Source organism: Falsiruegeria sp. JB4-1 (assembly GCF_055693495.1).
In genome coordinates this window covers 2586720-2610537 of record NZ_JBVFTZ010000001.1, presented here as the reverse complement: position 1 = coordinate 2610537, position 23818 = coordinate 2586720, and the positions used below count along the sequence as shown (strand labels likewise).

Here is a 23818-nt window from a genome sequence, read left to right as displayed (position 1 = left end):
TTTCTTTGTTTACTTTTAATGACCTAAACCTGAAACTCGCTGTGATTGAACAGTGGGAGACAGTTTCATGCCCAAACGTATTTTCGGCCGACTGCGAGCCACGGCACTGGCCATTGCAACCGCGATGTCCCCGGTATTGGCCAAGGCCGATATGCCGGTCACATATGTCGAGGACAACCGTGCCTTGTTTCATGTCAACGCACCGGATTTCTGGCAGGTTCGCGCTGGTGGACCTCGCGCTATCACTCCTCCGGGATCGGATGAGGCGCGTTTGATAAATCGGGTTATTGGTTTGGAACCGGTGGCCGAAAAAGGTGTTTGGGTCGGTTTCATGTCCCCCAATGGCGTCTCAACCTTTGAGGGCGCGGTGGAATACCTGCGCAATATCGGTCAGTCGATCGTTGAAGATCCGACATTGGATGAAAGTAAACCGATGCGAATTGGCGGTTTGCCAGCACAAAAATATGCTGGGCACGGGCGCAGAGATGGGCATTCTGTGAATTTCACAGCGGTTCTGATTGATCTTCCAGGAAATCGCGTAGCGATATCCCTGGCTATTTCCGAAGCAGGGGCCAATGCGGATCTGATCGGAGACGTTAATGCAATTTATGATTCATTTCGTGCGGCTCGGTGAGGGAGAAGACAATGAAGATAAGAAAACTCTTCCTTGGATCAGCATTGACGATCTCTGGGTTGTTGTTGGCGGCATGTGACCCCAACGCGACGTCTGTCGGGGGCTCGGTCTACTATGACAGTATGATGTGGAACGACTACTACTATGGGCATCCGCGCCCGCCGCGTCCTGAGAGACCACGGCCAGAGCCGCCCATTGCTCGCCCACCCGTTGCGCGCCCGCCTATCCACAGGCCTCCGGTTGCACGGCCACTGCCGGCGCGACCAAGGTAGGATTACGGTTTGCCCATTTAAAACGACCGCTTCGGCGGTCGTTTCTTTTTGGGCATCTGCACTGTCAATCGAGGCTTCGACCTGCTGCGGTTCCAGCATGTTCATAGTCAGATCAGTCTGCGAGACGACAACAGTTTCAGGCTGGTTGGTCCAACTTTTCAAGATAGGTTTCGACTTCGCTGCTGGCTTCAAGCGTGCGGTGGACGGGGCACTTGTCCGCTATTTCAAGCAGTTTGGCTTGTTGCTCTTCGGTCAACGTACCTTTCAGGTGAATTCGGCGTGTGAACTTGTCAATCTTCCCACTGGCGGCCGTATTGGCGTCCTGCGCATGCACCTTGTTGTGACTGACATCCACACTTACACCGTCAAGAGGCCAGCCCTTGCGGCGAGCGTACATGCGTATGGTCATGGATGTGCAGGCCCCAAGCCCCGCTGACACAAACCCATAAGGAGACATACCTTGGTGCGTTCCGCCATATGACAAAGGTTCATCCGCAACCGCATGATGATCAGGGCCGGATTGCACGTCCTGTCGAAAGCCATTGGGGTCTGCCTCGGTTACGCGCACAATGCCCTCCGGTGCGCCGGGGGAGGAGCAGGAGGTGTCAAGTCGACATATCTTGCAGCCCATGCAGCTATGACGTCGGCCGCGTATTCGGCATCTTTTGCTCGAGTGATCAGGTGATCTGCATCATCCAGGGTGACAAAACTCTTGGGGTGTTTTGCGGCCATAAAAATCTCGGCCGCGTTGTCGATGCTGACGGTGTCATCTAACGGGGCATGCAAAACGAGCAAGGCCGCGTTCAAGTCGGCAATTGCTGGCTTGAGGGCCTCTTTCGAAATGTCGTGCACAAAATCCCGACCAATGCGAAATGGGCGTCCGGCCAGGCAAACCTCGGCCGAGCCTTCGGCTTCGATTTCCGGAAGGGCCGCGTCGAAATGGTGGGACACATGTCCTGGATCGGCCGGAGCGCCCAATGTTACCACGCCCTTTATCGATGGTATGCTCAAGCACGCGCCCGCAAAACAGCCGCGCCACCCAAAGAATGGCCGATCAGCAGAGCAGGGGCCATGCCTCGCCCTGCAAGATACTGAGCGGCTGAAATGAGGTCCTGCACATTGGATGTGAACGTCGTATTGGCGAATTCCCCTTCGGAATGACCCAAACCGGTGAAATCGAAACGCAATACGGCAATACCCATAGCGGACAGACGCGCAGAAATGCGCCGTGCAGCAGGGATATCCTTAGAACAGGTAAAACAATGGGCAAACAAAGCCGTAGCAAGAACAGGGCTATCTGGTAAGTCCAGCCGAGCGGCCAAAGCATTTCCGTCATGGCCCGGAAAGGTGATGCGTTCAGTTGGCATGGCTGTTCCTCCGAGTTTTCGCAAACTTGTGGCTCCTACGGTGATTTGCCAAGATTTACTTCGGGGGGTTCACGCAGTGGTGATGAGGTGGGAATTCACGGAAATTTGATTATTCACTAGAGCAACAGTGCAGAAACGCACATCGCCAAAAGAATTTTTATATCGACTTTAATTATTACTTGTTTTTCTAAAATTGACGTCAATTAATCAGTGCACTGTTCGTTTTGGGGGGCTGCAAACGGGTAGCAATTGAAGCGAGCAATTATAAACTTGGAGAATTTAATGAACATTGATGGAAGTGGTGCCAGCGAAACACTGGACGGCACAGTAGATGACGACATTATCCGCGGTTTGGCAGGAGACGACATTCTAAACGGTCTTGGCGGAAATGACGTGATGGAGGGCGGTGAAGGCAACGACACGCTCAACGGCGGAGAGGGTGACAATACCTTTATCGGTGGCGAAGATGACGACACCTTCGTTTTGACGGGTCGGTATGAACATATTGAAACCGGAATAGGGCAGGACATTGCCGACTTGAGCAACTTTGTACGTGGTGAAGGCTACGTATCGATTTCTGCTCACCAAGGTGCATTGGGAATCTTTGCGATATTAGACGGCGATGAAAACTTCGGCGCAATTCGTGTTGATAATGGAGAGGACCCCGAAGGCATTTTGATGATCAACGATCTGAATAATGCGCTTCAATTGGACTATGATAAGCCCGAAGGTGGCATGGGGATCAACGGCACGGCTTATGACGATGTGTTCATGATCGACCCGGGTGAACAAGGATGGATTCAAATTCGCCCAGGCGAAGGATCGGATTTGATCCGTGTTGAAGGTGAAGGGGGAACAGTCCGGCTAGATTACTCCGATCACAATGACGGTATTTTTGCCAGCCTCAAATTTGGGTTCGTCGTAGACGGAAGCCCGGGTTTTGAAGTCGACCGGATCGAAGGCGAAGGTCGGGTTGCGCAAATCCGCGGTACAGATCACGACGATCGGATTTTGGGCAGCAAGGAAAACGACGTGTTCATCCTGCGTCAGGGTGACGATTTTGTTTCCGGTGGTCGCGGCTACGACCTGGTACGTTACGATCGTAGTGGTGTGGAAAGTGTACACGTTGATCTGAGCAAAGAGACGGCTTCGGGAACCTGGAACGGCGAAGCCTTCACGGACACGTTGAGAAGTATTGAAAACATCAGAGGTTCGCGTGACGACGATGACAGGTTGATCGGCGGCAGGAAGGCCAATATTCTTGATGGCCGAGGTGGTGATGACAAACTGACCGGAAAAGGTGGCGACGATGTACTTATCGGCGGTGCAGGTAGTGATCGCTTCATCTTCCGCGATAATGACGACGATGATGTCATCGTCGACTTTGACGCTTTTGATGACGATGAAAAAATCGTTTTGCGAGATGTCTCAAGGATCAAAGGTTACAATGACCTGATCACCAATCACCTGACTGAAGAGCAAGTGTCCACTGGTCCGGATGAAAATGACTTCAGAGTGGATTCAATTATCGACGACAAACGAGACCTGACGATCCGTATCGAAGGTGTCTCGATTGTTGATCTTGACGAGAACGATTTCTTGTTCTGATCGTATAGAGCTTTCTCGGGGCGCGTCACATAACGATGCGCCCTAAGATGTAGCCAAACTACCGGCGCATCATCCCATAAGTGATGGGTCGAAGGGATAGGTTGTCAGATTTTCGTAACCGTCCTCGGTGATTAGCACCTGATCCTCTAGCTTGATCGAGAACCCTCCGCCTACTGCTCCCACACAGGCCTCGACACACAGAACCATGCCGGGTTCCAATGGATAGTCATAGGCCCCTTCGACAGCAGCATCGGGATAGGCCACCAAAGGCCATTCATCACACAAACCCACACCGTGCATCAGGCAGCCGTATTTCTGGGCCTGAAATTGCTCGTCCAGAACATGCGCGTTGGCCGTCAATTCCGGGATCATTACACCGGGTTTCAGCATTTCCATATTGGTCATGATGTGTTCGTGCGCATGTTGCATGGCATAGACCATTTCAGCGGGTGGTTTTGCGTCGCCGATCCACCAACTGCGCGAAATGTCGATGCAGATGCCGTAGGATCCGATCAGGTCTGTGTCAAACGAGATGATCTCGTTTTTCTGCGTGATCCTGGGGCCACATTCCTGAAACCAGGGGTTGGTGCGCTGACCCGACGCCAGTAGGCGAGTTTCGATCCATTCGCCGCCTCGGCGGATGTTTTCGGCGTGTAGCACGGCCCAGATGTCATCTTCGCTTGTCTGGCCATCGCCCGCATGAGCGCGCGCAAAGTCCTCCATCGCGCGCACTGACGTTTCGCAGGCATGGTTGGCGCAGCGCATGGCCAGGATTTCGTCAGGGCCTTTGACGGCGCGCGCCTTTTCGGTGAGCTCTTCGCCCTCCATGATCTCGAAACCCTGGGCCTCCAAAGCACGAAGACCGTGCAGCATGATCTTGTCGACGGCCAACCGCATGTTGCCACCGCCGTGTTCCTGGATGAGCTCGCGTACCTCGTTCGACAGCTTGTCGGCGGCCACATCGACTTTGTCGCCCCGGTCGAAATAGAACAGATCCGCACCCGAGCGCTGCTCGCGCACCAGCGGGTTGAAGGTGCTCAGGAATGGCGACTGCTTATAATCCCAGATCACCATGTAGCCGTCGGCACATAGCAGCAGGGCACGAAACGGATTGTGCGTGTTCCACAGCTGCATGTTGGTGCTGTCGGTGGCGTAGCGGATGTTGAGCGGGTCAAACAGAAGCACACCGCCATAGCCGCGATCGACCACATGCTGGGTCAGACGCTTCCACCGGTGTTCGCGCATCCGTTCAAGGTTGGGCAGTATCAGCCCCGCCATTTCCCATTCGGCAAAGGCCAATTGGGTGGGGCCAATTTCAACGCGATCATTGTCATTTGGGGTTCCATCGCCAAGGGTCGCGCCCCGGTTAGGGTCAATCTTACGCTGGTCTCTGTAATGCTGGTTCACGTTACTGGCTCCTTGGATCTTGTCAGATAGCCTGCAACAGAGGGCGACGCATCGTCCCCTCAGAAAGCGACCGACATAGGTGTCGTTTTTCGACGGCAGGTGTTAGGGCTGGGGCATGAAAGAGATCCTTCAGTCATCGATTCCCTATGATTTTCAAACAGCCAAGCCCCTGCCGGGGATTGCCCCCATCGGGGACGAGGGATGGTTGCATCAGGACGAGGCTTTTGCCGGGCAGATGGCCTATCGGGACGAACTGCTGACCCGCAATCGAGATCGGGTTCTTGCGATGGATGCTCAAGCGTTGCTCGGCAGCCCAGGAGCTGTTGGACGAAGTCTTGGCGCACGCCTATCCGGGGCAGACGGAACAGGTTGAGCGCCCCGATGGTGTGACCGTGCCGATCAAGCGCGACGATCCTCTGGGGACTCTGGGGCGCATCGTTCAGGAGGATTTTTGCATTTTGCAAAAACAGGGGGCCGAGCACGTCTTATCGGGCGCTGTTTTGTGTTTTCCGGCCAGTTGGACCTTGTCCGAGAAATTCATGCGGCCCTTGATCGGCATCCATGACAAGGTGGATGAGTATGATGCCGGTATCGCCAAGCGGGTGCAGCGCCTTTTCGACGGGGTTAAACCGGGACGCCCAATGTGGCGGTTCAATGCACTCTGGTATTCAGACCCGGACTTGCATCAGCCGAGGACCGTTCATGAATCCCGTACCAAGCCCAGCCCCGCCGATGCACGATACTTTCGATCCGAGCGCCAGTGCATTCTGGCCTTGCCGCAAACTGGGGCAAAGGTTTTTTCCATTCACACGTATATTTTGGCAAAAGATGATGTGCCCGACGGGTAAAGCTCCGCTATCCAAAAAGACGCGGAGCTTTGCAGTTTTTGTCGTGCTTCTTACATTGGTAAGAAGGACATCACACTCGCCATTGCGCCCGAGCTTTGCAGGAATACAAGCGCGCCAGTCAGTGACAGCACCTGGGTGTTCAACCTAAAGTCCTCACCTCGAACCAGGTTGACCGCAGCAAGGGAAATGGCAACTGGAGCAGAGACAAACGCCAGAGTTCCCGTCATCGCCCAACTGGTCAAACGCTGAATGTCGTTCTGTGCGCGTTCTTCTGGTGACAATCCATCCAACTCATCTGGATGCGGATTACTCCGAAATGCCAGAGCCAATGCCTCTTCATCGGTCAATTGAACCAAGCCAAATTCGCCGACGTGTGGCCTTTGCCCTGCAATCGTGTCGTAGCGTATGGCCAACTCTGGCGCAGTGTCATCTACAGGTGCAAAGCGATTGCCGTTCTCATGGATGATTTCCTGTCGCCCACGAACCCGTCGTGGTGACACATTTGCAAATGCTGCCAGAAATTCGTCCAGAGTCAGCGAGACGTTCGGATCAAGCCACTCGATTTGCTCGGATGCGTATAGGTCAACCATGCGGTAGAGCATGACCACCAGCATCAACTCGGTCATATCCCGGTCATCATACTGCTCAGACACGGGACAGAGCGAAATCACCAGTCGATTTCGCACTCTTTCGTGAATTTTTTGCCGACCGCGATTCAACCCTGCAGCGTCATCCAGACGCGCCGTGTGATCGACGCAGACCGGATTCGGATCAAGGCTTAACTTGACCAGAAACTGGCTGGTGATGATCCGGGCTTCGAGCTTTCCGGACAAAGTTTGACGTTCGACTGCGTGACCATAGTCCTCGAGTGTCGCCGTAACAATGCGACTGAACCGGTCCATCGAGCCGTCTTGGGTACCCAGGAATACTAGTCCACCGTGATACGTGCCTGTCTGTGTCACAGTGTGAATCCTCCATTGCGTGTGTTTGTTCACCGACAAAACTACTCACGGATATGGGAGAAAGTTTGACTGAAACTGACAGATCGCGGGGCAATCATGGAAAAAGTTCATGATTGGTGAAGGAACGGAAACCAGTGTTTTTATGGAAAATTTGCTAGAACTTGACCGAATTGGGGCGGCTGCGAGGCATGCAAGTGGCCACGATGCGACTTCTAGTTGTCTATACGTGCACCCATAATCGCAATTGCCTTTTGGTAAACAGTGGCTGCGTTCCATTGCTTTATTACCGCAAAATTAGGCTCTCCGGGTTGATATCCCCGACCTGGCTTCCATCCTTTCTGTCGGAGGAAGTTCGCGGTAGAGGCGAGTGCGTCAGTGACGTTGTAAAAATCGACTTTACCATCTCCGGTTGCATCGACCCCATAGGTCAGCGCGTTTCCGGGCAAGAATTGTGTGTGCCCCAGTTCGCCGTGTTTTGCGCCCTTGGTCGCTGGAGTGATTGCACCTTGATCCACAAGCTTCAATGCTCCGATAGCGTGGGGAATGAAAAATCCGACCGGCGGCAATCATAGGCTAGGGTGGTGATTGCTGATACAACTTGGCTGTCACCCATGAAGTTGCCAAAACCTGTTTCCATTCCGTGGATCGCAATCAGGACACCCGCAGGCACGCCGTATTGGCGTTCCAGCGTGGCATAGAACTGGGGGTTTCGCGCCTTGCGCTTACGACCCTGGGCAACGATTGTATTGGCCCCTCGGATTTGCATGAACTTGTCTAGAGAGTAGCGAAAACTCTTTTGATTTCTGTCGGCAGCAATTGTGCGCGTGGCATATTTTGCTTGCGACAATGCCGTCAGCCCAGGTTTGCGTACGCCAGCTTTTCGAGCTTGTTTGGAAAATTCTTTTTCCAAGCCTCGAACCCTGACCCAGTGTTGCCGCAGGTGGCGGCAGTTGCAGCATGCCCAGACAGAGCAAGTACGACGAAAGCAGGGATCAATAGGGATCTTGGCATGTTTTCCTCAAGGTCACTGTCGGAGCAGGGAAGCACGTTCCCGGGCATCCGGTGTCAGGGTAAGGTTGGTGCAACTGTATGCAGAGCATCGATAGCGAACCCGGGTTCCACGCCGGGTAGAGCGGTTTGGAATATTTCAGCCATCGCGCCCGTTCCATAGAGATCAGATAGAACTGTATCTACCAACAGTCGGAAATCAGCATCGCCTCGGGCCAAGGCAAGCCCATGCTTTTCGATGGTCATGATCTCGCCGGAAATTTTGAAATCATTTGCCATTCCAGCAGCAACAAAATTCACAAGCAGGATCGATTGATCCGCGAAATAGGCCGAGATTTCACCATTGGCCAAAGCGGTGATTCCAGCAGGGTGGGTGTCAAAGCGTACCATGTCCGCCTCTACTCCTGCTGCTGCAAAAGAGTTCTTAACGGCTTCTTCTGTTGTTGTGCCGCTGCGCATACCAACCTTTTTACCTGCGAGTTGATTAAGGTCGTTGCTGGCCTGGCGAGGAAGTAAAACGTCGGTCCCGTCGATGTAGGTCGGAATTGAAAAATCGACCAATTCACGGCGCCCCAGGGTAATCGTGGCAGCGCCGCACAGCAGGTCGATCTCGCCACTTGCAACTTTTTCAAACCGCGTTTCCGGGTCCACCGGGATAAATGTTGCGTTCATTTCGTCCAACTGCAGTGTGTCGGCAATGGCTTGGGCTATCTGGTCACAGATGATCGGGGAATACCCAGCAGGTTTGTCGTTGGCATCCAGAAAAGACAAGGGCGCTGCATCAGTGCGAAAGCCGATGTTGAATTGTTTTGTCTCTTTGATGCGGTCCAAGGTTTGGGCCGAAACTGTACTTGCAACCACCGTGGCGGCTGCCAGGGCGAAAGAAAAAAGGCGCATGAAAACTTCCTTTGCGTTCAAAGTTGTCCAAACGTAGCCGCCCAGAGCAGGAACACAAAGAGGAATATGGTCCTAAGTAGCGGCAAATTTCCACTAGGCAGTCTGAGGGAATTTTCATCTACATCAAGATCGACGAATGTCAGACAAAAAAGACGCCCGGCTGTTTCGCCGGGCGTCTGCCATTATGACCGATGACCCAAGTTTTCAGAAGAACAAGGTGTCGTAGTCATTCTGCTCGATAAGTGAATTTGCAATCTCAACAAACTGATCGCGGTCTGCAGCGGTTTCGAATTTGGCAACCGCATTGCCACCAACACCTGCACCCGAGATCTTGGCAACATAAGAACCATCTTCGTATTGAAGGCTCTGAACGCCGCGGAAGCTGCTGTTGTCCGTATCGACGTTCGACACCAACTCGCGGAAGAAGAAGGAATCGAACCGGCCAGCCAGATCGTTCCACCCCTGATCCGAGAAGGACGTCGTTTCAACCTGATCGGCCATACCTTCGAGGACAATCGAGAACGCGTCGTGGTTGCTGGACTCCATTGTCAGAACCAGATCGTCGCCATCTTTGGTGACCGCGTTGTCGCGCGACGGATCCAGAGTTTCCAGGAACAGAACGTTGTCAACAAGGTTCTGGATATCTTCCTGAGTGGACACGGTAGCCTGGGACTGGTTGCGTGTGTGGATGCCGTCATCATTGATGGCGTCAAACTCGAAGTAGCCGAACTTTCCGTCCGGGTGAGAAGCCGGTTGGAAATTGTCCATCCGGAATGTCATTTTGTCGACACCAAGCTCGAAGTCGGTGATCGTGGTGACGGTTGTTACCGTGCCATCCTCAGCTTCGGAACCCTGACGGTTGTCAAAGGTGAAAGTATCTGCGCCTGTGCCACCGGATACGGCATCGAACCCTTTGGAATGCTCGATCCGGTCATCGCCACTGCCGCCCTTGACGGTGTCATTGCCGGTGCCGCCGTTCAGGCGGTCGTCACCCTGGTTGCCCAAAACGACGTCATCGCCCTTGCCGCCCTTGATCCAATCGTTCCAGCCTTCACCTGACTTGTCTTCATGACGAGTGCTGTCGGAGTAATCACCGACAAGGTAATCATTGCCGTCGCCGCCATCAATTGTGTCGCTGCCGTGTCCGCCCTTTACAAAGTCGTTGCCTGCGCCAGTTTCGATCAGGTCATTGCCTCTGTTGCTGGCTACGATGTCGTCACCAAGGCCACCTTTGATCACGTCGTCGCCGTTGCCGCCCGTCAGCACTTGGATGTTTGTCGACGCGGAATCGCCAAGCAGGTTATCGGCACGGTTGCCTTCAAACTCGACGTCAAAGGATAAACCACCTACTTCGAGGCCGGTTTCCGTATCCTCACCATTCACTGGGTTGAACCCGTCGCCTTGGTTAAGAAGCTGCTTGCTCAGTCCACGTACGTTCAACGTATAGAAACCGTCTGCGTCTTCGCCATTGGTGTCTGACTCGGCGCTTTTGAACAGGCCGGGCCTTGTGTTCTCGCCTACGGCGTCCAGCCAAGAGGCGTTTTCGTCCAACCAGGTTTCGAAATCGGTTTCCGGGCCTTCGGCAAGCGCGGTCAGGATGTTTTGTTTTGGCATTTCCTTTCCCCTCAGGTTTGAAGCTTTCAGTGCTGCAAATTGGTGCCATGAACAAAGGCCTGAATTGCCTCGTTCGTTTGATCCAGAAGGGATGTATGCCCGTGTCTTAATGTGTTCTATGGGTCGATTAGGCTTTGCTTTCGGGGTTTGAGACATAGCCTTGGGAAATCGTGCCACCGCTTTTCCAAGAGAAATTCAAGGCGTCAAACAATGGGATATTAGCCAAAAAAAGGCGGCGCCCAAAGCCGGGCGCCGCCATTTTCTGGTTACTGCTTGCCTGATCAGCAGCTGTAGTACATTCCGTACTCTACCGGATGCGGCGTGTGTTCGTAGGTTTCCACCTCTTCCATCTTCAGTGCGATGTAGCCTTCGATCTGGTCTTTGGTGAACACGTCGCCCTGCAACAGGAAGTCGTGATCGGCGGCCAGGGCCTCCATCGCTTCGCGCAAGCTGCCGCAGACGGTCGGGATCCCGGCCAGCTCTTCGGCGGGCAGATCGTACAGGTTCTTGTCCATGGCTTCGCCCGGATCGATCTTGTTTTTGATGCCGTCCAGACCAGCCATCAGCAGAGCGGCAAACGCCAGGTAGGGGTTTGCGGCCGGGTCGGGGAAGCGGGCCTCGACGCGCTTGGCTTTGGGCGATTCAGTCCACGGAATACGCACACAACCCGAACGGTTACGGGCTGAGTAGGCGCGCAGAACGGGGGCTTCAAAGCCGGGGATCAGACGTTTGTAGCTGTTGGTTGCCGGGTTGGTGAAGGCGTTCAGGGTCTTGGCGTGCTTCAGGATGCCGCCAATGAAATACAGCGCTTCGCTCGACAGGTCCGCGTATTTGTCGCCTGCAAAGAGCGGCTTGCCGTCTTTCCAGATCGACATGTTTACGTGCATGCCAGTGCCGTTGTCGCCATAGATTGGCTTCGGCATGAAGGTTGCCGATTTGCCGTAGGCGTGTGCCACGTTGTGGATCACGTACTTGTATTTCTGCAGCTCGTCGGCCTGTTTGGTCAGGCTGTCAAAGATCAGGCCCAGTTCGTGCTGACAGGACGCAACCTCGTGGTGGTGCTTGTCCACTTTCATACCCAGACGCTTCATGGTCGACAGCATTTCCGAACGCAGGTCTTGCGCCTCGTCGATCGGGTTCACCGGGAAATAGCCGCCCTTGACGCCCGGACGATGGCCCATGTTGCCCATCTCGTACTCGGTGTCGGTGTTCCACGATGCATCGGTTGCATCTACTTCGAACGACACCTTGTTGATGGTGTTCGAGAAGCGCACATCGTCAAACAGGAAGAATTCCGCTTCGGGACCCATGTAGGCCACATCGCCGATACCGGAGGCTTTCAGATAGGCTTCGGCCTTCTGCGCGGTGCCGCGGGGGTCACGCTCGTAAGCTTCGCCAGTGTCGGGCTCGACGATCGAGCAGTGCAGGCACAGGGTCTTTTCGGCATAGAACGGATCGATATAGGCCGACTCGGTGTCTGCGATCAGTTTCATGTCCGAGTTTTCAATCGACTTCCAACCGGCGATGGACGAACCGTCGAACATGAAGCCTTCTTCAAGGAAGTCTTCATCGACCAGGTCAACGTCCACGGTCACGTGCTGCAACTTGCCACGCACGTCGGTGAAACGGATGTCGACATAGGCTACGTCTTCATCCCGGATTGTCTGGAGAACTGCGTCTACGCTCATTCCCTTGGTCCTTCTGATAGATGTGTCAGTTTGTTAGTGAATTACAGCGCGTCCGAGCCGGTCTCGCCGGTGCGAATGCGAATTGTTTGTTCGACGGGGCTGACGAAAATCTTGCCGTCACCGATCTTGTCGGTTTTGGCCGCGCCGACGATGGCGTCGATGGCTGCATCGACCTGATCATCGTCCAGCACCACCTCGACCTTCACCTTGGGCAGAAAGTCGACGACGTATTCGGCGCCACGGTACAGTTCGGTGTGCCCCTTTTGTCGGCCAAAGCCTTTGACCTCGATCACGCTGAGGCCCTGAACGCCCACGTCCTGCAGCGCTTCCTTCACCTCGTCCAGTTTGAACGGCTTGATGATGGCTTCGATCTTCTTCATGGCGGTACCTCGCATGCTTGTCATCGGCTCTCAGATCACGTCTAAGTTTTGCTCACAATCGGATTGCGCACGGGCGGCTGTTGCAGTGCAGCAAATTTGCGGGGTGTGTCAAATTTTGAGCATGTTGCACAAAAAATGCGCAGAATTGAATCGGGCGAGGTTTGAGCCATGACGGAATTGCTGACAGCGGCGCAGATGCGGGCCATCGAACAGGCCGCCATCGATTCATGTGCGGTGACCGGTTTGGAACTGATGGAGCGGGCCGGGCGCGGCGTGGTTGAGGCGATTTTCGAGGAATGGCCGGAGCTGGCAGAAGAACACCATGGGCTGACGCCGGACCTGGCAACGGATTGGGGGCCAACACCCCAGCCGATGGAGGCTCTCGATACGGAGCCACGGCCGTTGCGGGCGGTGGTTTTGTGCGGGCCGGGGAACAATGGCGGTGATGGATTTGTTGTAGCTCGTCTGTTGAAGGAGCGGGGGTGGGGTGTGGAGGTGTTTCTTTTTGGGGATGCCGAGAAGCTGCCGCCAGATGCGCGGGTGAACTATGAGCGGTGGTTGGGGCTGGGAGGGATTTGTCATCCTTGGCTCTCGACCATTTATGACACTGATGGGGAACTGCGTGGCAAGTTGTTCTCTGCTGACTTGACCATCGATGCGGTATTCGGAACCGGGTTGTCGCGCGAACTCGGCAGTGTTCACGCCGATGTCAGGTCCGCTTTCGACCTGGATACGCGGGCGATCTGTCGGCTTGTGGCCGTTGATGTGCCCAGTGGCCTGTGTTCCGACAGTGGAGAGACATTGGGGATCGATTGTCGTGCCACTGGTGTCGATGAGTGCTTATTTGCATTCCAGGCTGAGCTGACCGTCACGTTTCATCGGGCAAAGCTTGGTCACCACACCGCCGTTGGTCCCGCCATATGCGGGAAAGTGGTCGTCAAAGACATTGGGTTACCGCAGGTACCTGCAACACCAGGTATCTGCCGCGCAATTGGCGAGCCGCGTGGGCCATGGTTGCGGAAGTCAGCGACAGGACACAAATTCGGCAATGGTCATGCCTTGATCCTGACCGGTGGGTTCGGCAAAACCGGCGCGGCGCGTTTGTCGGCACGCGGTGCGTTGCGGGTCGGTGCGGGGTTGGTGACCTTGGGTGTGTCGCCCTCAGCACAGATGGAGGTGGCCAGCCATATCACGGCTCTGATGATGACGCGTGTCGAGGGGGTCGAAGGGCTGATGGCCGTTCTGGAGGATGCGCGTCTCAACGCCTTGTGTCTTGGACCAGGACTGGGACAGGCGCGGGCGCGAGAGTTGGTGCCAGTGGCATTGGCGGCCAAGCGGGCGACGGTGTTGGATGCAGATGCGTTGTCGGTATTTGCGGATGAACCGGAGGCTCTGTTTTCGCAATTGCATGAGGATTGTGTACTTACCCCGCATGGAGGCGAATTTGCACGGCTGTTCCCGGATATTGCCGCTAAACTGAACGAGACGCCGACCAAGGGCCCGGCTTACTCCAAGGTGGACGCTACGCGAGAGGCAGCCAAACGGGCAGGGTGCGTTGTGCTGTTCAAGGGGCCGGATACTGTGATCGCCAACCCCGAAGGGCACTGTTCAGTGAATTCGGCGCATTATGACCGTGCGGCGCCTTGGTTGGCGACCGCTGGGTCTGGAGATGTGTTGGCGGGATTCATCACTGGGCTGTTGGCGCGCAGGATCGCGCCAATGCAAGCGGCCGAGATAGCCGCCTGGTTGCATGTGGAATGCGCGTTGGAATTTGGCCCCGGCCTGATCGCCGAGGATTTGCCGGAACAGCTCCCGACGGTTTTTCGAAAGCTTGGCGTTTAAGCGGCAGAGCGGATTTCGGCGGCGAGTGTTTGCGCGCCCAGTTCCAGCCCTCCGGCATAAAGGATGTGAGAGCTGTTGAAATGCAATTGGAACAGCTCCATTTCCTGCTTCCCCAGATCACGGATGAATTCGCCGTCCAGCAAGGCGTCAGCGCGCACCATGACTTGGGGGGCACCAAACATCGCCTGGGCGCGCCAGTCGCGGATCAGCACAGGTTGGCCTGCGGGTAGGGTCAGATCCTGTTCGGGGCGGGTGTCGCCCAAGGATCCGGCGGCGAAGGAAATCGCGTGCACGGTTTGGATTGTGCGTGTGACGCCCAGAACCTCTACAAAACCCGCGTCGCGGGTGATGATCTTGTCACCTGCCGAGATGAACTCGACCGGCACTTCGCCGTCTTGGGTCAGCAAGATGGTTCCAGATAGAAATCCGATGTCATCCATCGGTGTAGCATAGGGGTGCGAAAGCGGGTTTTCCCCACCAGCACGCCCGACCGTATTCGGTTTCATGGCGCTTCTCGCTCAGTTGCCTCATTACTTTGACTGCCACAATATGGCAAAGTTGTGCACAAGTCGCGGCATTTTTTGTCAAGCTCGGCTAACCATAGAGTACGAGTGGCTAAAACCTGTTGAAATCAGTGTTGATGAACAGCAAGCGAAAACAGCGATTGTGGCACTTGCCCCCGGCATAGTGGATGTGTATCTAGCGCAAGTCTCGCGGAGATCCCCTTATGTGGGGGGCTTCGGCGAGGATGCAGTGCGGGTGTGGCGGAATTGGTAGACGCACCAGATTTAGGTTCTGGCGCCTTTGGCGTGGGGGTTCGAGTCCCTTCACCCGCACCACTTCTATTTGACAAGAAAAATGGTGGGGCAAAGCTGCCTGGTTGTTGCGGTTACAACAATGTGGCGCTGAGAGTGTCGCCTGCGTTAGAGCGGGAAATTGCCACCCATCGAGACACTCTTGCTAATAATTCGCCAATGAATTGAAACCAAGCGTATTTCGATTATGCTGGGCGGGCACAGGGCTAGAGTTGAATTTATCTTGTCGGGTTCGTCTTTTCGTCTACGTCTTCTGAATAAACCAACCCCTGTGCTTCAAGAGCTTATGGGCCGACCTTCGGTCCGGCTGTTACTTAGATACGATACGCCTAGGACATTACATCGAGGTCCCTTCAATACAAATTTGCAGTTCCAAGGTGTTTGATACTCAAAACTAGAAGCCCAAATGGTGAAGAAAATGACACAAAAACTTATAGTTACTTCTGCCATCGCCGTATTCGCCGCGAGTGTATCCAGCCCGGCAGTGGCAGAACTGAAATGGGACAACTCGTCCGGTGGATACGTTAAGATTTATGGCCAGTTTTCCCCGGCGTTCCAATCTGTCGATGACGGCGTGCAAAGCACGGACAATTTGGTCGACAACGCGCATTCGAATACGCGGGTTGGCATGTGGGTTCGCCAACCCCTCTCGAGTGGCGAGTTTAGTTTCAATTTCGAAACGGCGCTTGGTCTGCGCAGCTCTGGCGGCGTGAGCCAAACCAATACCCCCAAGGGGATTGACTGGGATCGAACCGATATTCGTAAGGTCGATTTTGCCTACAAGGCTGACTGGGGCACGGTTTATCTAGGGCAGGGGTCGATGGCGACTGATGGCGTGGCCGACAAATCTCTGAACAACAACATCATGACCACTTACAACGGCATCGGCGACTTCGCGGGCAGCTTTCAATTCCGAACCGCGGCAGGTGCCCTTTCCGGTGTGAGCATCAGTAGTGTGACACCAAGTTTGGACGGTGGGCGCCAAGGGCGCATTCGCTATGATTCCCCTACGTTCAACGGGTTCCAGGTGTCCTTGGCCGCGGGTCAGGATGTATTGACGCCGAACAGTAGCGACAAGTTCTATGACATTGCATTGCGTTACGTACGCGAATTTGGGGGTACCAAGGTTGCAGGTGGTATTGGTTTCTCGCGTCGAGATACCAATGGTGTTGATCGCGACGATACTTTTGGTTCGCTGGCGGTCAAACTTGAGAATGGCCTGAACTTTGCCTTCTCGGCTGGTAGCCGAAAAAACGACGGTGACTATACCTACTTCCTGGCTGGTTATGAGGCTGATTGGTGGCAAGCGGGGAAAACTTCGATTGCGGTGGACTTCTACAACGGAAATGACTTTGGTTTGGCCGGTAGGAAATCCAAGGTCATTGGCCTTGGATTTAACCAGAACATCGACAGTATCAGCACTCAGGTCTATCTGGGGTACCGGACACACGAGCTTTCGGATCCGGGTGTGGCCTATCAAGACGTAAACGCGGTCCTGTTTGGTGCGCGCTGGCGGTTCTGATCATACTTCAGAAAACAGAGATTGTTGAACGCCGCGTTGTTACGCGGCGTTTTTTCTTGTGCCTATCCAGAACTGAAATTCGAAAGACCGCTGATGATTGGTGAGCCTACTATTTTGAGGTCATTTTTGGGCGGATAGCTGCAATTACAAAGTGCTTGATCAGCGGAACGCCGCCGCCGTCATCGCGCAAGCGCAATTCCGATATGTGATCAGGTCATGCGTATACGCACGATTTTCTCTTGTGACAGGTTTTTCGAAATCACGCCTTGTCGTGCAAATCCCTTGTTTCTTTGGCGTGGGGGTCTTTGCGACTCAAATTCACTGTGACGGAATTGCAATAGAGAGGCTGGAGGGGGGCTCGATCTCTTCAAGATCTCCGGTCCATCTCCATATTCCCGACTGTTACTATCAGAAACACACTGCGGTGAAAAAATGTCACAAAAACTTAAACTTACATCCGCCTTTGCATTGGTCGCGACAAGCGTTGCAGTACCGGCTGCAGCGGAATTGCGCTATGAAAATGGCAACGGCGGATGGGTGCAACTGTATGGTCAGTTCAACCCAGCGATCACCTCGGTCGACGACGGCCAGCAACGCGAAACCAACTTCACCGACAGTTCGATCTCGAATAGCCGGATCGGCGTACGTGGTGGCCAGGACTTTGGCGCGAACACCTTCACATTCCGTTTTGAAACCGGTCTGAGCTTGCCGGGTTCAGCTGATATCGATCAGAATGGCCGCAACTCCAGCGGTTGGTCGCGTGAAGATATCCGTTACATCGATTTTGCCATGCGCGGAAGCTACGGCACGTTCTCGGCAGGGCAGGGCAGCATGGCGTCGGATGGTGCTGCGGGCGTTGACTTGTCCTATGTTGGGACCGTGCTGAACTCGGCTACGACCGACTACAACGACAGCTTCCTGTTCCGGGATACCGCAGGCGCGCTCAGTGGTCCGACCGTTGGCGATACTGTCAGCGACCTCGACGGCCCGCGCCGGACCCGTGTGCGCTATGACACTCCGGAGTTCAACGGCTTCTCGGGTGCAATCGCCTATGGTCAGAATGCCTTGTCGCGCACCGACGACGACGATTACTATGACATCGCCCTGAACTATGCGAAAGACTTTGGCGCTGCTGAATTCCAAGCGTCCATCGCGTACCTGGTTCGTGACCGCGCAAACGGTGCCAAGCGTTCCGACACTGTTGGTTCGGCCTCAGTCAAACTGCAGAATGGTCTGAGCTTCACCATGGCAGCCGGTAACCGCAGGGATGACGCAGCGGGTGCAACCGACCCCAACTACGTCTACGGCAAGATTGCCTATGAGCAGGACTGGTTCTCGATCGGCACCACCGGCATCGGTATCCACTACAAGGACGGCAGCGACTTTGACACCAACGGTTCGAAAACCAAGGTGATCGGTATTGGTATCGCGCAGCGCATCGACCCGATCAATGCTGACGCATATTTTGGCTATCAGCAACACGAGCATGATGCAGTTGCGGCAAACTATCAGGACAACCAGTCCATGATCCTGGGCGCCCGCTGGAAGTTCTGATCTTCGTATCAGATTGTCAAAAGAACACGTCGCTCTCCCTCGTGCGGCGTGTTTTTTGTTGGTTTGGCGGCAAGTCTTGGCCTGTTCCTGTGCAATGCCTCTTGCACCGGCGCGGCTGGGCAAATAGAAGGCGTCAAATTTCCCGGCGCGCCCATTTCGCGCGCCCCGATTCCTATGGGGACTAAGAATGCAGGTTACCGAGACGCTGAACGAAGGTTTGAAACGCGGTTACAACATTGTTGTGACGGCTGACGAGCTGGACTCGAAGGTTAACGAAAAGCTGGTCGAGGCGCAGCCCGAGATCGAAATGAAAGGCTTTCGCAAGGGCAAGGTGCCCATGGCCCTGCTGAAAAAGCAGTTTGGTCAGCGTCTGCTGGGTGAAGCGATGCAAGAAACCATCGACGGCGCCATGAACAAGCATTTCGAGGACAGCGGTGACCGTCCGGCGCTGCAGCCCGAAGTCAAGATGACCAACGAAGACTGGAAAGAGGGCGACGACGTTCACGTCGAGATGGCTTATGAAGCGCTGCCCGAGATCCCCGAGGTTGACCTGAAGTCGATCTCGCTGGAAAAGATGGTCGTCAAGGCGGATGATGCTGCCGTAGATGAAGCCTTGGCTAACCTGGCCGAAACCGCGCAGGACTTCAAAGCGCGCCGCAAGGGCTCCAAAGCCAAAGACGGCGACCAGGTCGTGTTTGATTTTGTCGGCAAAGTAGATGGCGAAGCGTTCGAAGGTGGTTCCGCCGAAGATTACCCGTTGGTCCTGGGCTCCAACAGCTTCATTCCCGGCTTCGAGGATCAGCTGGTTGGCGTGAAGGCCGAGGAAGAAAAAGACGTCACCGTCACCTTCCCGGAAGACTATCAGGCTGAGCATCTGGCTAAGCAAAGAGGCCGTCTTCTCGTGCAATGTCAAAGAGGTCAAAGAGCCGGTTGCGGCTGAGATCAACGACGAGCTGGCAACCAAGTTCGGTGCCGAAGATCTGGCTGCCCTGAAAGGTCAAATCAGCGAGCGTCTGGAAGCAGAATATGCTGGCGCAGCCCGCGCGGTTCAAAAGCGTGCACTGCTCGACGCGCTGGATGAAAAAGTGTCTTTCGACCTGCCGCCGTCGCTGTTGGATGCCGAAGCTAAGCAGATCGCGCACCAACTGTGGCACGAGGAAAACCCGGAAGTGGAAGGTCACGACCACGCCGAGATCGAAGCTACTGAAGAGCACACCAAGCTGGCGGCCCGCCGCGTGCGCCTTGGTCTGCTGTTGGCCGAACTGGGCCAGAAAGCCGAAGTCGAAGTGACCGACGCCGAGATGACCCAGGCGATCATGGCACAGGCGCGTCAGTACCCTGGCCAAGAGCGTCAGTTCTTTGAATTCATTCAGCAGAACGCACAGATGCAACAGCAGCTGCGCGCGCCTATCTTCGAAGACAAAGTCGTCGACTATGTTTTTGAACTGGCTGCAGTGAACGAAAAAGAGGTCAGCAAGGACGATCTGGAGAAAGCTGTTGAGGCGCTGGAAGACGAATAATCATCGTCGGCACCAATGACATCAAAATGAAGGAGCCGCCCATTGGGCGGCTCTTTTCGTGAGTGGTGTTGGCGTGGCTCTGAGTGAGCAGCCTCAAGCTTCGTTAGCCAGCGCCCAGGGCGATTGACGCAAAGCAAGCTTTTGCTCAGGCGAGAAGCTATCACTGAGGGCTTCGATCAGGGACAATACGGATTTAACCTCTTGTTCTGTTCGTGCCGCTCTCATCTGCTCGACAAAATACTTCTCAAGTGAGCTGAGGGGTTTGTGATCTCGGTTCGCCGGAGTGGGGGAGATAAGATCCAGGGGCATATCTTGGGTGCTCCTTGTTTTTTCTAAAAGTTTCAGTGCCTCATCCTCGGTGAGGAAAACATCATGTTCGATGCCCGCAAATTCACGGACCCTGCTGATGCGCTCTTCGCTACAATCCAGAAGCGCAGCCAGTGCAGGAACCTTGCCCATGGGAACCGTTTTGCCGACGTAGTCGTAAGGCGCGTTGTTTGAACGCTTCAAGACACGGTCCATGATTGGGTCCATGACCGTGATGATGTCTTTGATGCCTGAACGCCGGGCGAATTCCAGCGAACCGATCATCAACTCACAGGTGGCATAAGAGACAGAGTTGCGATCTTTGCCGCGCGTCAACCGTTTGGTGTCAACGCAGAAACGGGTGGATTCCCACATCGTTGCGCTACGGATTGGCGGTTCGCCGTCTAGAATGGCGTGAAACACGTCAGACAGCATATGCGGTCCAGTCGTTTGCAAGGCCCGTACCGCCGAGACGACATTGCCCTCATCATCCAACCCAACCACATACGCAGGGTCCAGGTTGTCAAAGTCGTCGATTTCCTTGCCGTCTTGAATGTTAACTTCCCAGCCAAGTCTATCCCCAAAGACGCGGCCGCGCAGTCGAAACATGTCTTCTAGCACGTCAGTGAACAGGTGCTTATTGAGAGCATCAATTACGATAATCATATATTCCCCCATCGAGTGGTTATCGGTAAACCAATCGTTACCCATCTCAACGGAATGAACCATTGGGGGTTTCCCGTAATCGCCAGAAAAGTGAACTTTTTGGAGAATGTGCAAAGTTTGGCCCGCAAAGCCAGTCAACGGAGTGCCGACAACGCAAAGAACGCGATCACCAGCGGGTAAACCACTAATATTTGGCTAATTTGTCAGCCCGGGAAGATCAAACCGTGCCCAATTGCACGACCGACGGCCTGTGCGGTTGTCAGAGCATACAGTTTTTCCCGGCTCGACCGCAGATGCACTTCGACGGTCCGATGGGATATGGACAGGATGTCACCAACATCCTGTTGGGATTTACCTGCGGCGACCCATTGCAAAATCTCAATTTCCCGTTTCGAAAGTGAGGGGTGCATCAAAGCGCGCGTCAACGCGTCAGAACTCATGACTGAATCGTGAATGTGAACAGCCATCGACTGCAAATCGCTAATGACATGGGCGACAAGCTTGTTCCATTCATCCTTGCTGCAATCTCGGGTCACGCTAAGCAATCCGACGTCGCCGTATGGTCCACGCACAGGGATCGTCATGCCCTGATCGCCAATGCCGAAATCGTGGGCGTCGCGAAACACCGTCTTGAACTCGTCGCCACGGTCAAGTCTGCTCCAATCAACCGGGGCAATACTTCGTTGCGGCATGTGCAGGGTGGGGTCGATCAGATGATAGCTCTGCTCGGTATAGTGCGTTTTCCATGTGTCATCATAGGTGACATGGCCATGGATAGTTCCACTTACCGGATTTATCCCCGCGTAAGCGACATGATCCATTTCGAATTTCTCGCGCACCTGCAGAATGAAACCACCGTAGTGATCTTCTGGCTTGGGCAGGGCCCCGAGATCCACAATATCCATTTTGACTTCAGCCAGGACAGTTAGGATGTCGGTACCTATCCCTGTATGTCTATTTTAGACGGGTGCGAACGGACCGACATGTTCTTGATTATGGTAAGAACAGCATGCTTTTGTTCGGCTGACAAGTCCGTAAATCTCTTTACAAGCTCCAGTGTGTCCTGATCGTCGCGAAAAACCGCCGAGTTTCTGGGGCGTTCATAGGGTTTAGTCAGAGAGTTGTCCTTGTGTGAGCTGTCATCAAAGAAATGACTGATGTGTACATCAAGCGCCTTTGCAATCATCCACAGACGCGATGCACTTACTCTGTTGACCCCGGACTCGTACTTCTGAACCTGCTGAAAGCGTACCCCGATAGCTTTTCCCAACTCAACTTGGCTCATTCCCAAATCGGTGCGTCTGGTCCGGATTTTTTGACCGACAATCCCGTCTATCGTTTCCATACTACGTACCTACGCGTCATCAAAGTAATGGTCATACCTTCTGCAGCCGATAGCAGCGTTGCCCGGTTGTCCTTTGGGCATCGAGTGCACATTGCTAAATGATACTGCCCCACATAGGGGTGCTAGGCAACATCATTTCATCTATAAGTTGTTTCTTTTTGGGGCCAAGCCATAGTTTCCTTGATGTGCAAAGAAAAAGATACATAAATACAAGTTGTTGAAGTGAACTGACATTAGCCTGGTGCTCAAGTGCCGAGCTTTAAGAGATGTACCGCTCAGAAATTTCTGAACGGAACGAATAGACAAAACAATTCACAAGGACATTCCGGGTTCTCTGATCAGGGGCACGGATGAAAGGGAGCAAAGAATATGATGAACAAGCTTGCCGCGGAATTTGTCGGAACATTCTGGTTGGTATTGGGCGGTTGCGGAAGCGCGGTGCTGGCTGCTGGTGTCGCGGACGTAGGTATCGGGTGGCTTGGCGTGTCTTTTGCCTTTGGTTTGACCGTCTTAACAATGGCTTTTGCCGTTGGACACATCTCGGGCGGACATTTCAACCCGGCTGTGACGCTCGGATTGGTCATGGGGGGAGGCATGACGCCAAAGAGCTGTTACCGTACTGGATTGCACAGGTTCTGGGCGCGATTGCTGCGGCTGTTGTGCTTTATATTATCGTGTCCGGTGGGAGTGGTTTCGAGGGTGTAGGCGGATTTGCATCCAATGGATATGGCGAGGCCTCTCCGCAAGGTTATTCAATGGCGTCCGGTTTTGTGATCGAAGTCGTGATGACGGCCATTTTCCTGATCATCATTCTTGGGGCCACGTCTAAGGGCGCCCCCGCAGGGTTTGCCCCGATTGCCATCGGTTTGGGACTGACCCTTATCCACTTGATTTCGATTCCAGTTACGAACACGTCGGTGAACCCTGCGCGGTCGACTGGTGTGGCACTGTTTGCTGACGGACCAGCGCTGGCACAACTGTGGATGTTCTGGGTGGCTCCCCTGATCGGCGCGGCATTGGGCGCTTTGATCTGGAGGGTCCTCTCAACTGACGACTGATCCTTTTGAGATCCCCCTGAAGGAGGCCCGTGTGACATGTCACGCGGGCCTTCGTCCGACTAGGGTTTGACAAGCCCGGTTTCCACCAGCATCCCACGACGTTTGGCTTCGTAGTAGTAGCCTGTAGCGTAAAGCCGTATGGCGCGGGATTGATCCCCATCTGCCAATAACCACGCACCCTTGAGATACTTTAGTGCAAACTCCAGGTTCGTTTCGGCATTCAAAAGGTCTTGAGGGGTCCCTTTGAAACCCATCGAACGGGCAGTGGCTGGCAGTATCTGAAGCAATCCGTAGTAGGGGCGATTTATTGCCCATGGTCGATGCGTGCTTTCTCGAATAGCCAACTTGTGAACCATTTCTCGCGGCAGTTCATAGTGATCAGCCCATTTGTTGATCGATGCGCGCAGTTCGGGCGTTTCGTTCGGGAACAGCGGCGGGTCATAGGCGGGCGGCGCGGGCTCTTCCCTACTGCAAGCCGCGGTGGCAAAGCTCAATGTCATCAAAA

The 23818-nt window shown here is 54.4% G+C and carries 18 protein-coding genes, 1 tRNA gene and 4 pseudogenes; 10 read left to right on the top strand and 13 right to left on the bottom strand.

Annotation, left to right across the window (positions count from 1 at the left end):
* The first annotated feature begins 67 nt into the window (after positions 1 to 67).
* Complete coding sequence (locus ACZ1HE_RS13310; RefSeq protein WP_472621495.1) at positions 68 to 634, top strand: hypothetical protein; 567 nt, start codon at positions 68 to 70, stop codon at positions 632 to 634.
* Positions 635 to 1042: 408 nt separating this feature from the next.
* On the opposite strand, the pseudogene ACZ1HE_RS13305 reads toward ACZ1HE_RS13310, so the two are convergent.
* Positions 1043 to 2273: pseudogene (locus ACZ1HE_RS13305) on the bottom strand (bifunctional alpha/beta hydrolase/OsmC family protein).
* Positions 2274 to 2555: 282 nt separating this feature from the next.
* Between ACZ1HE_RS13305 and ACZ1HE_RS13300 the strand changes: the two are divergent.
* Positions 2556 to 3881, top strand: coding sequence for a calcium-binding protein (locus ACZ1HE_RS13300; RefSeq protein ID WP_472621493.1), 1326 nt, complete (start codon positions 2556 to 2558; stop codon positions 3879 to 3881).
* A 69-nt stretch (positions 3882 to 3950) separates the two neighbouring features.
* Here the strand turns inward: ACZ1HE_RS13300 and dddP are convergent, their stop codons facing one another.
* Entirely contained in the window at positions 3951 to 5288 is a 1338-nt protein-coding gene (dddP, locus tag ACZ1HE_RS13295; RefSeq protein WP_472621491.1) for a dimethylsulfonioproprionate lyase DddP, read from the bottom strand.
* A gap of 115 nt (positions 5289 to 5403) precedes the next feature.
* Here dddP and ACZ1HE_RS13290 point away from each other — a divergent pair, with 115 nt between their 5' ends.
* The gene (locus ACZ1HE_RS13290) at positions 5404 to 5661 is read left to right on the top strand and encodes a hypothetical protein (protein ID WP_472621489.1); all 258 of its coding nucleotides are present in this window, start codon (positions 5404 to 5406) and stop codon (positions 5659 to 5661) included.
* The gene (locus ACZ1HE_RS13285) at positions 5612 to 6136 is read left to right on the top strand and encodes a heme-dependent oxidative N-demethylase family protein (RefSeq protein WP_472621487.1); all 525 of its coding nucleotides are present in this window, start codon (positions 5612 to 5614) and stop codon (positions 6134 to 6136) included. The genes ACZ1HE_RS13290 and ACZ1HE_RS13285 overlap by 50 nt, the downstream gene beginning before the upstream one ends.
* Before the next feature lie 50 nt (positions 6137 to 6186).
* On the opposite strand, the gene ACZ1HE_RS13280 is transcribed toward ACZ1HE_RS13285, so the two are convergent.
* The 6 genes and pseudogenes from ACZ1HE_RS13280 to ACZ1HE_RS13255 all read right to left on the bottom strand — a co-directional run bounded on the left by ACZ1HE_RS13280 (position 6187) and on the right by ACZ1HE_RS13255 (position 12685).
* Positions 6187 to 7098 carry a hypothetical protein gene (locus ACZ1HE_RS13280; protein WP_472621485.1) on the bottom strand — a complete coding sequence of 304 codons (912 nt, stop codon included), beginning with the start codon at positions 7096 to 7098 and terminating at the stop codon, positions 6187 to 6189.
* 212 nt (positions 7099 to 7310) lie between these two features.
* Positions 7311 to 8109 (bottom strand): annotated as a pseudogene (locus tag ACZ1HE_RS13275) (lytic murein transglycosylase).
* 54 nt (positions 8110 to 8163) lie between these two features.
* Positions 8164 to 9003 carry an amino acid ABC transporter substrate-binding protein gene (locus ACZ1HE_RS13270; protein ID WP_472621483.1) on the bottom strand — a complete coding sequence of 280 codons (840 nt, stop codon included), beginning with the start codon at positions 9001 to 9003 and terminating at the stop codon, positions 8164 to 8166.
* A gap of 204 nt (positions 9004 to 9207) precedes the next feature.
* Entirely contained in the window at positions 9208 to 10617 is a 1410-nt protein-coding gene (locus tag ACZ1HE_RS13265) for a calcium-binding protein (RefSeq protein WP_472621481.1), read from the bottom strand.
* A 281-nt stretch (positions 10618 to 10898) separates the two neighbouring features.
* A complete protein-coding gene (gene glnA, locus ACZ1HE_RS13260) occupies positions 10899 to 12305 on the bottom strand; it encodes a type I glutamate--ammonia ligase (protein WP_472621479.1) in 1407 nt (468 codons plus the stop codon).
* Positions 12306 to 12346: 41 nt separating this feature from the next.
* A complete protein-coding gene (locus ACZ1HE_RS13255; RefSeq protein WP_108789117.1) occupies positions 12347 to 12685 on the bottom strand; it encodes a P-II family nitrogen regulator in 339 nt (112 codons plus the stop codon).
* Between the two features lie 168 nt (positions 12686 to 12853).
* Here ACZ1HE_RS13255 and ACZ1HE_RS13250 point away from each other — a divergent pair, with 168 nt between their 5' ends.
* Entirely contained in the window at positions 12854 to 14527 is a 1674-nt protein-coding gene (locus ACZ1HE_RS13250; protein WP_472621477.1) for an NAD(P)H-hydrate dehydratase, read from the top strand.
* Here ACZ1HE_RS13250 and ACZ1HE_RS13245 read toward each other — a convergent pair.
* On the bottom strand, positions 14524 to 15033 hold the full coding sequence (locus ACZ1HE_RS13245; protein WP_472621475.1) for a Hint domain-containing protein: 510 nt from the start codon (positions 15031 to 15033) through the stop codon (positions 14524 to 14526). The genes ACZ1HE_RS13250 and ACZ1HE_RS13245 overlap by 4 nt on opposite strands.
* Positions 15034 to 15282: 249 nt before the next feature.
* Between ACZ1HE_RS13245 and ACZ1HE_RS13240 the strand changes: the two genes are divergently transcribed.
* The 4 genes and pseudogenes from ACZ1HE_RS13240 (at position 15283) to tig (ending at position 19938) form a co-directional block, all read left to right on the top strand.
* Positions 15283 to 15366 (top strand) — tRNA-Leu (locus tag ACZ1HE_RS13240).
* Positions 15367 to 15760: 394 nt separating this feature from the next.
* The gene (locus tag ACZ1HE_RS13235; RefSeq protein ID WP_472621473.1) at positions 15761 to 16864 is read left to right on the top strand and encodes a porin; all 1104 of its coding nucleotides are present in this window, start codon (positions 15761 to 15763) and stop codon (positions 16862 to 16864) included.
* Positions 16865 to 17296: 432 nt separating this feature from the next.
* A complete protein-coding gene (locus ACZ1HE_RS13230) occupies positions 17297 to 18418 on the top strand; it encodes a porin (RefSeq protein ID WP_472621471.1) in 1122 nt (373 codons plus the stop codon).
* Positions 18419 to 18605: 187 nt separating this feature from the next.
* Positions 18606 to 19938 (top strand): annotated as a pseudogene (gene tig, locus ACZ1HE_RS13225) (trigger factor).
* Positions 19939 to 20031: 93 nt separating this feature from the next.
* Here tig and ACZ1HE_RS13220 read toward each other — a convergent pair.
* From ACZ1HE_RS13220 to ACZ1HE_RS13210, 3 genes are all read right to left on the bottom strand, one after another.
* Positions 20032 to 20910, bottom strand: coding sequence for an acyl-homoserine-lactone synthase (locus ACZ1HE_RS13220; RefSeq protein WP_472624469.1), 879 nt, complete (start codon positions 20908 to 20910; stop codon positions 20032 to 20034).
* Between the two features lie 203 nt (positions 20911 to 21113).
* Positions 21114 to 21815 carry a helix-turn-helix transcriptional regulator gene (locus ACZ1HE_RS13215; RefSeq protein WP_472621469.1) on the bottom strand — a complete coding sequence of 234 codons (702 nt, stop codon included), beginning with the start codon at positions 21813 to 21815 and terminating at the stop codon, positions 21114 to 21116.
* A gap of 35 nt (positions 21816 to 21850) precedes the next feature.
* Positions 21851 to 22255: a helix-turn-helix domain-containing protein gene (locus ACZ1HE_RS13210; protein WP_472621467.1), complete on the bottom strand. Its 405-nt coding sequence runs from the start codon at positions 22253 to 22255 to the stop codon at positions 21851 to 21853.
* 369 nt (positions 22256 to 22624) lie between these two features.
* On the opposite strand from ACZ1HE_RS13210, the pseudogene aqpZ reads away from it, so the two are divergent.
* A pseudogene (gene aqpZ / locus ACZ1HE_RS13205) lies at positions 22625 to 23313 on the top strand (aquaporin Z).
* A 59-nt stretch (positions 23314 to 23372) separates the two neighbouring features.
* Here aqpZ and ACZ1HE_RS13200 read toward each other — a convergent pair.
* The gene (locus ACZ1HE_RS13200) at positions 23373 to 23813 is read right to left on the bottom strand and encodes a transglycosylase SLT domain-containing protein (protein ID WP_472624467.1); all 441 of its coding nucleotides are present in this window, start codon (positions 23811 to 23813) and stop codon (positions 23373 to 23375) included.
* Between the last annotated feature and the right edge of the window lie 5 nt (positions 23814 to 23818).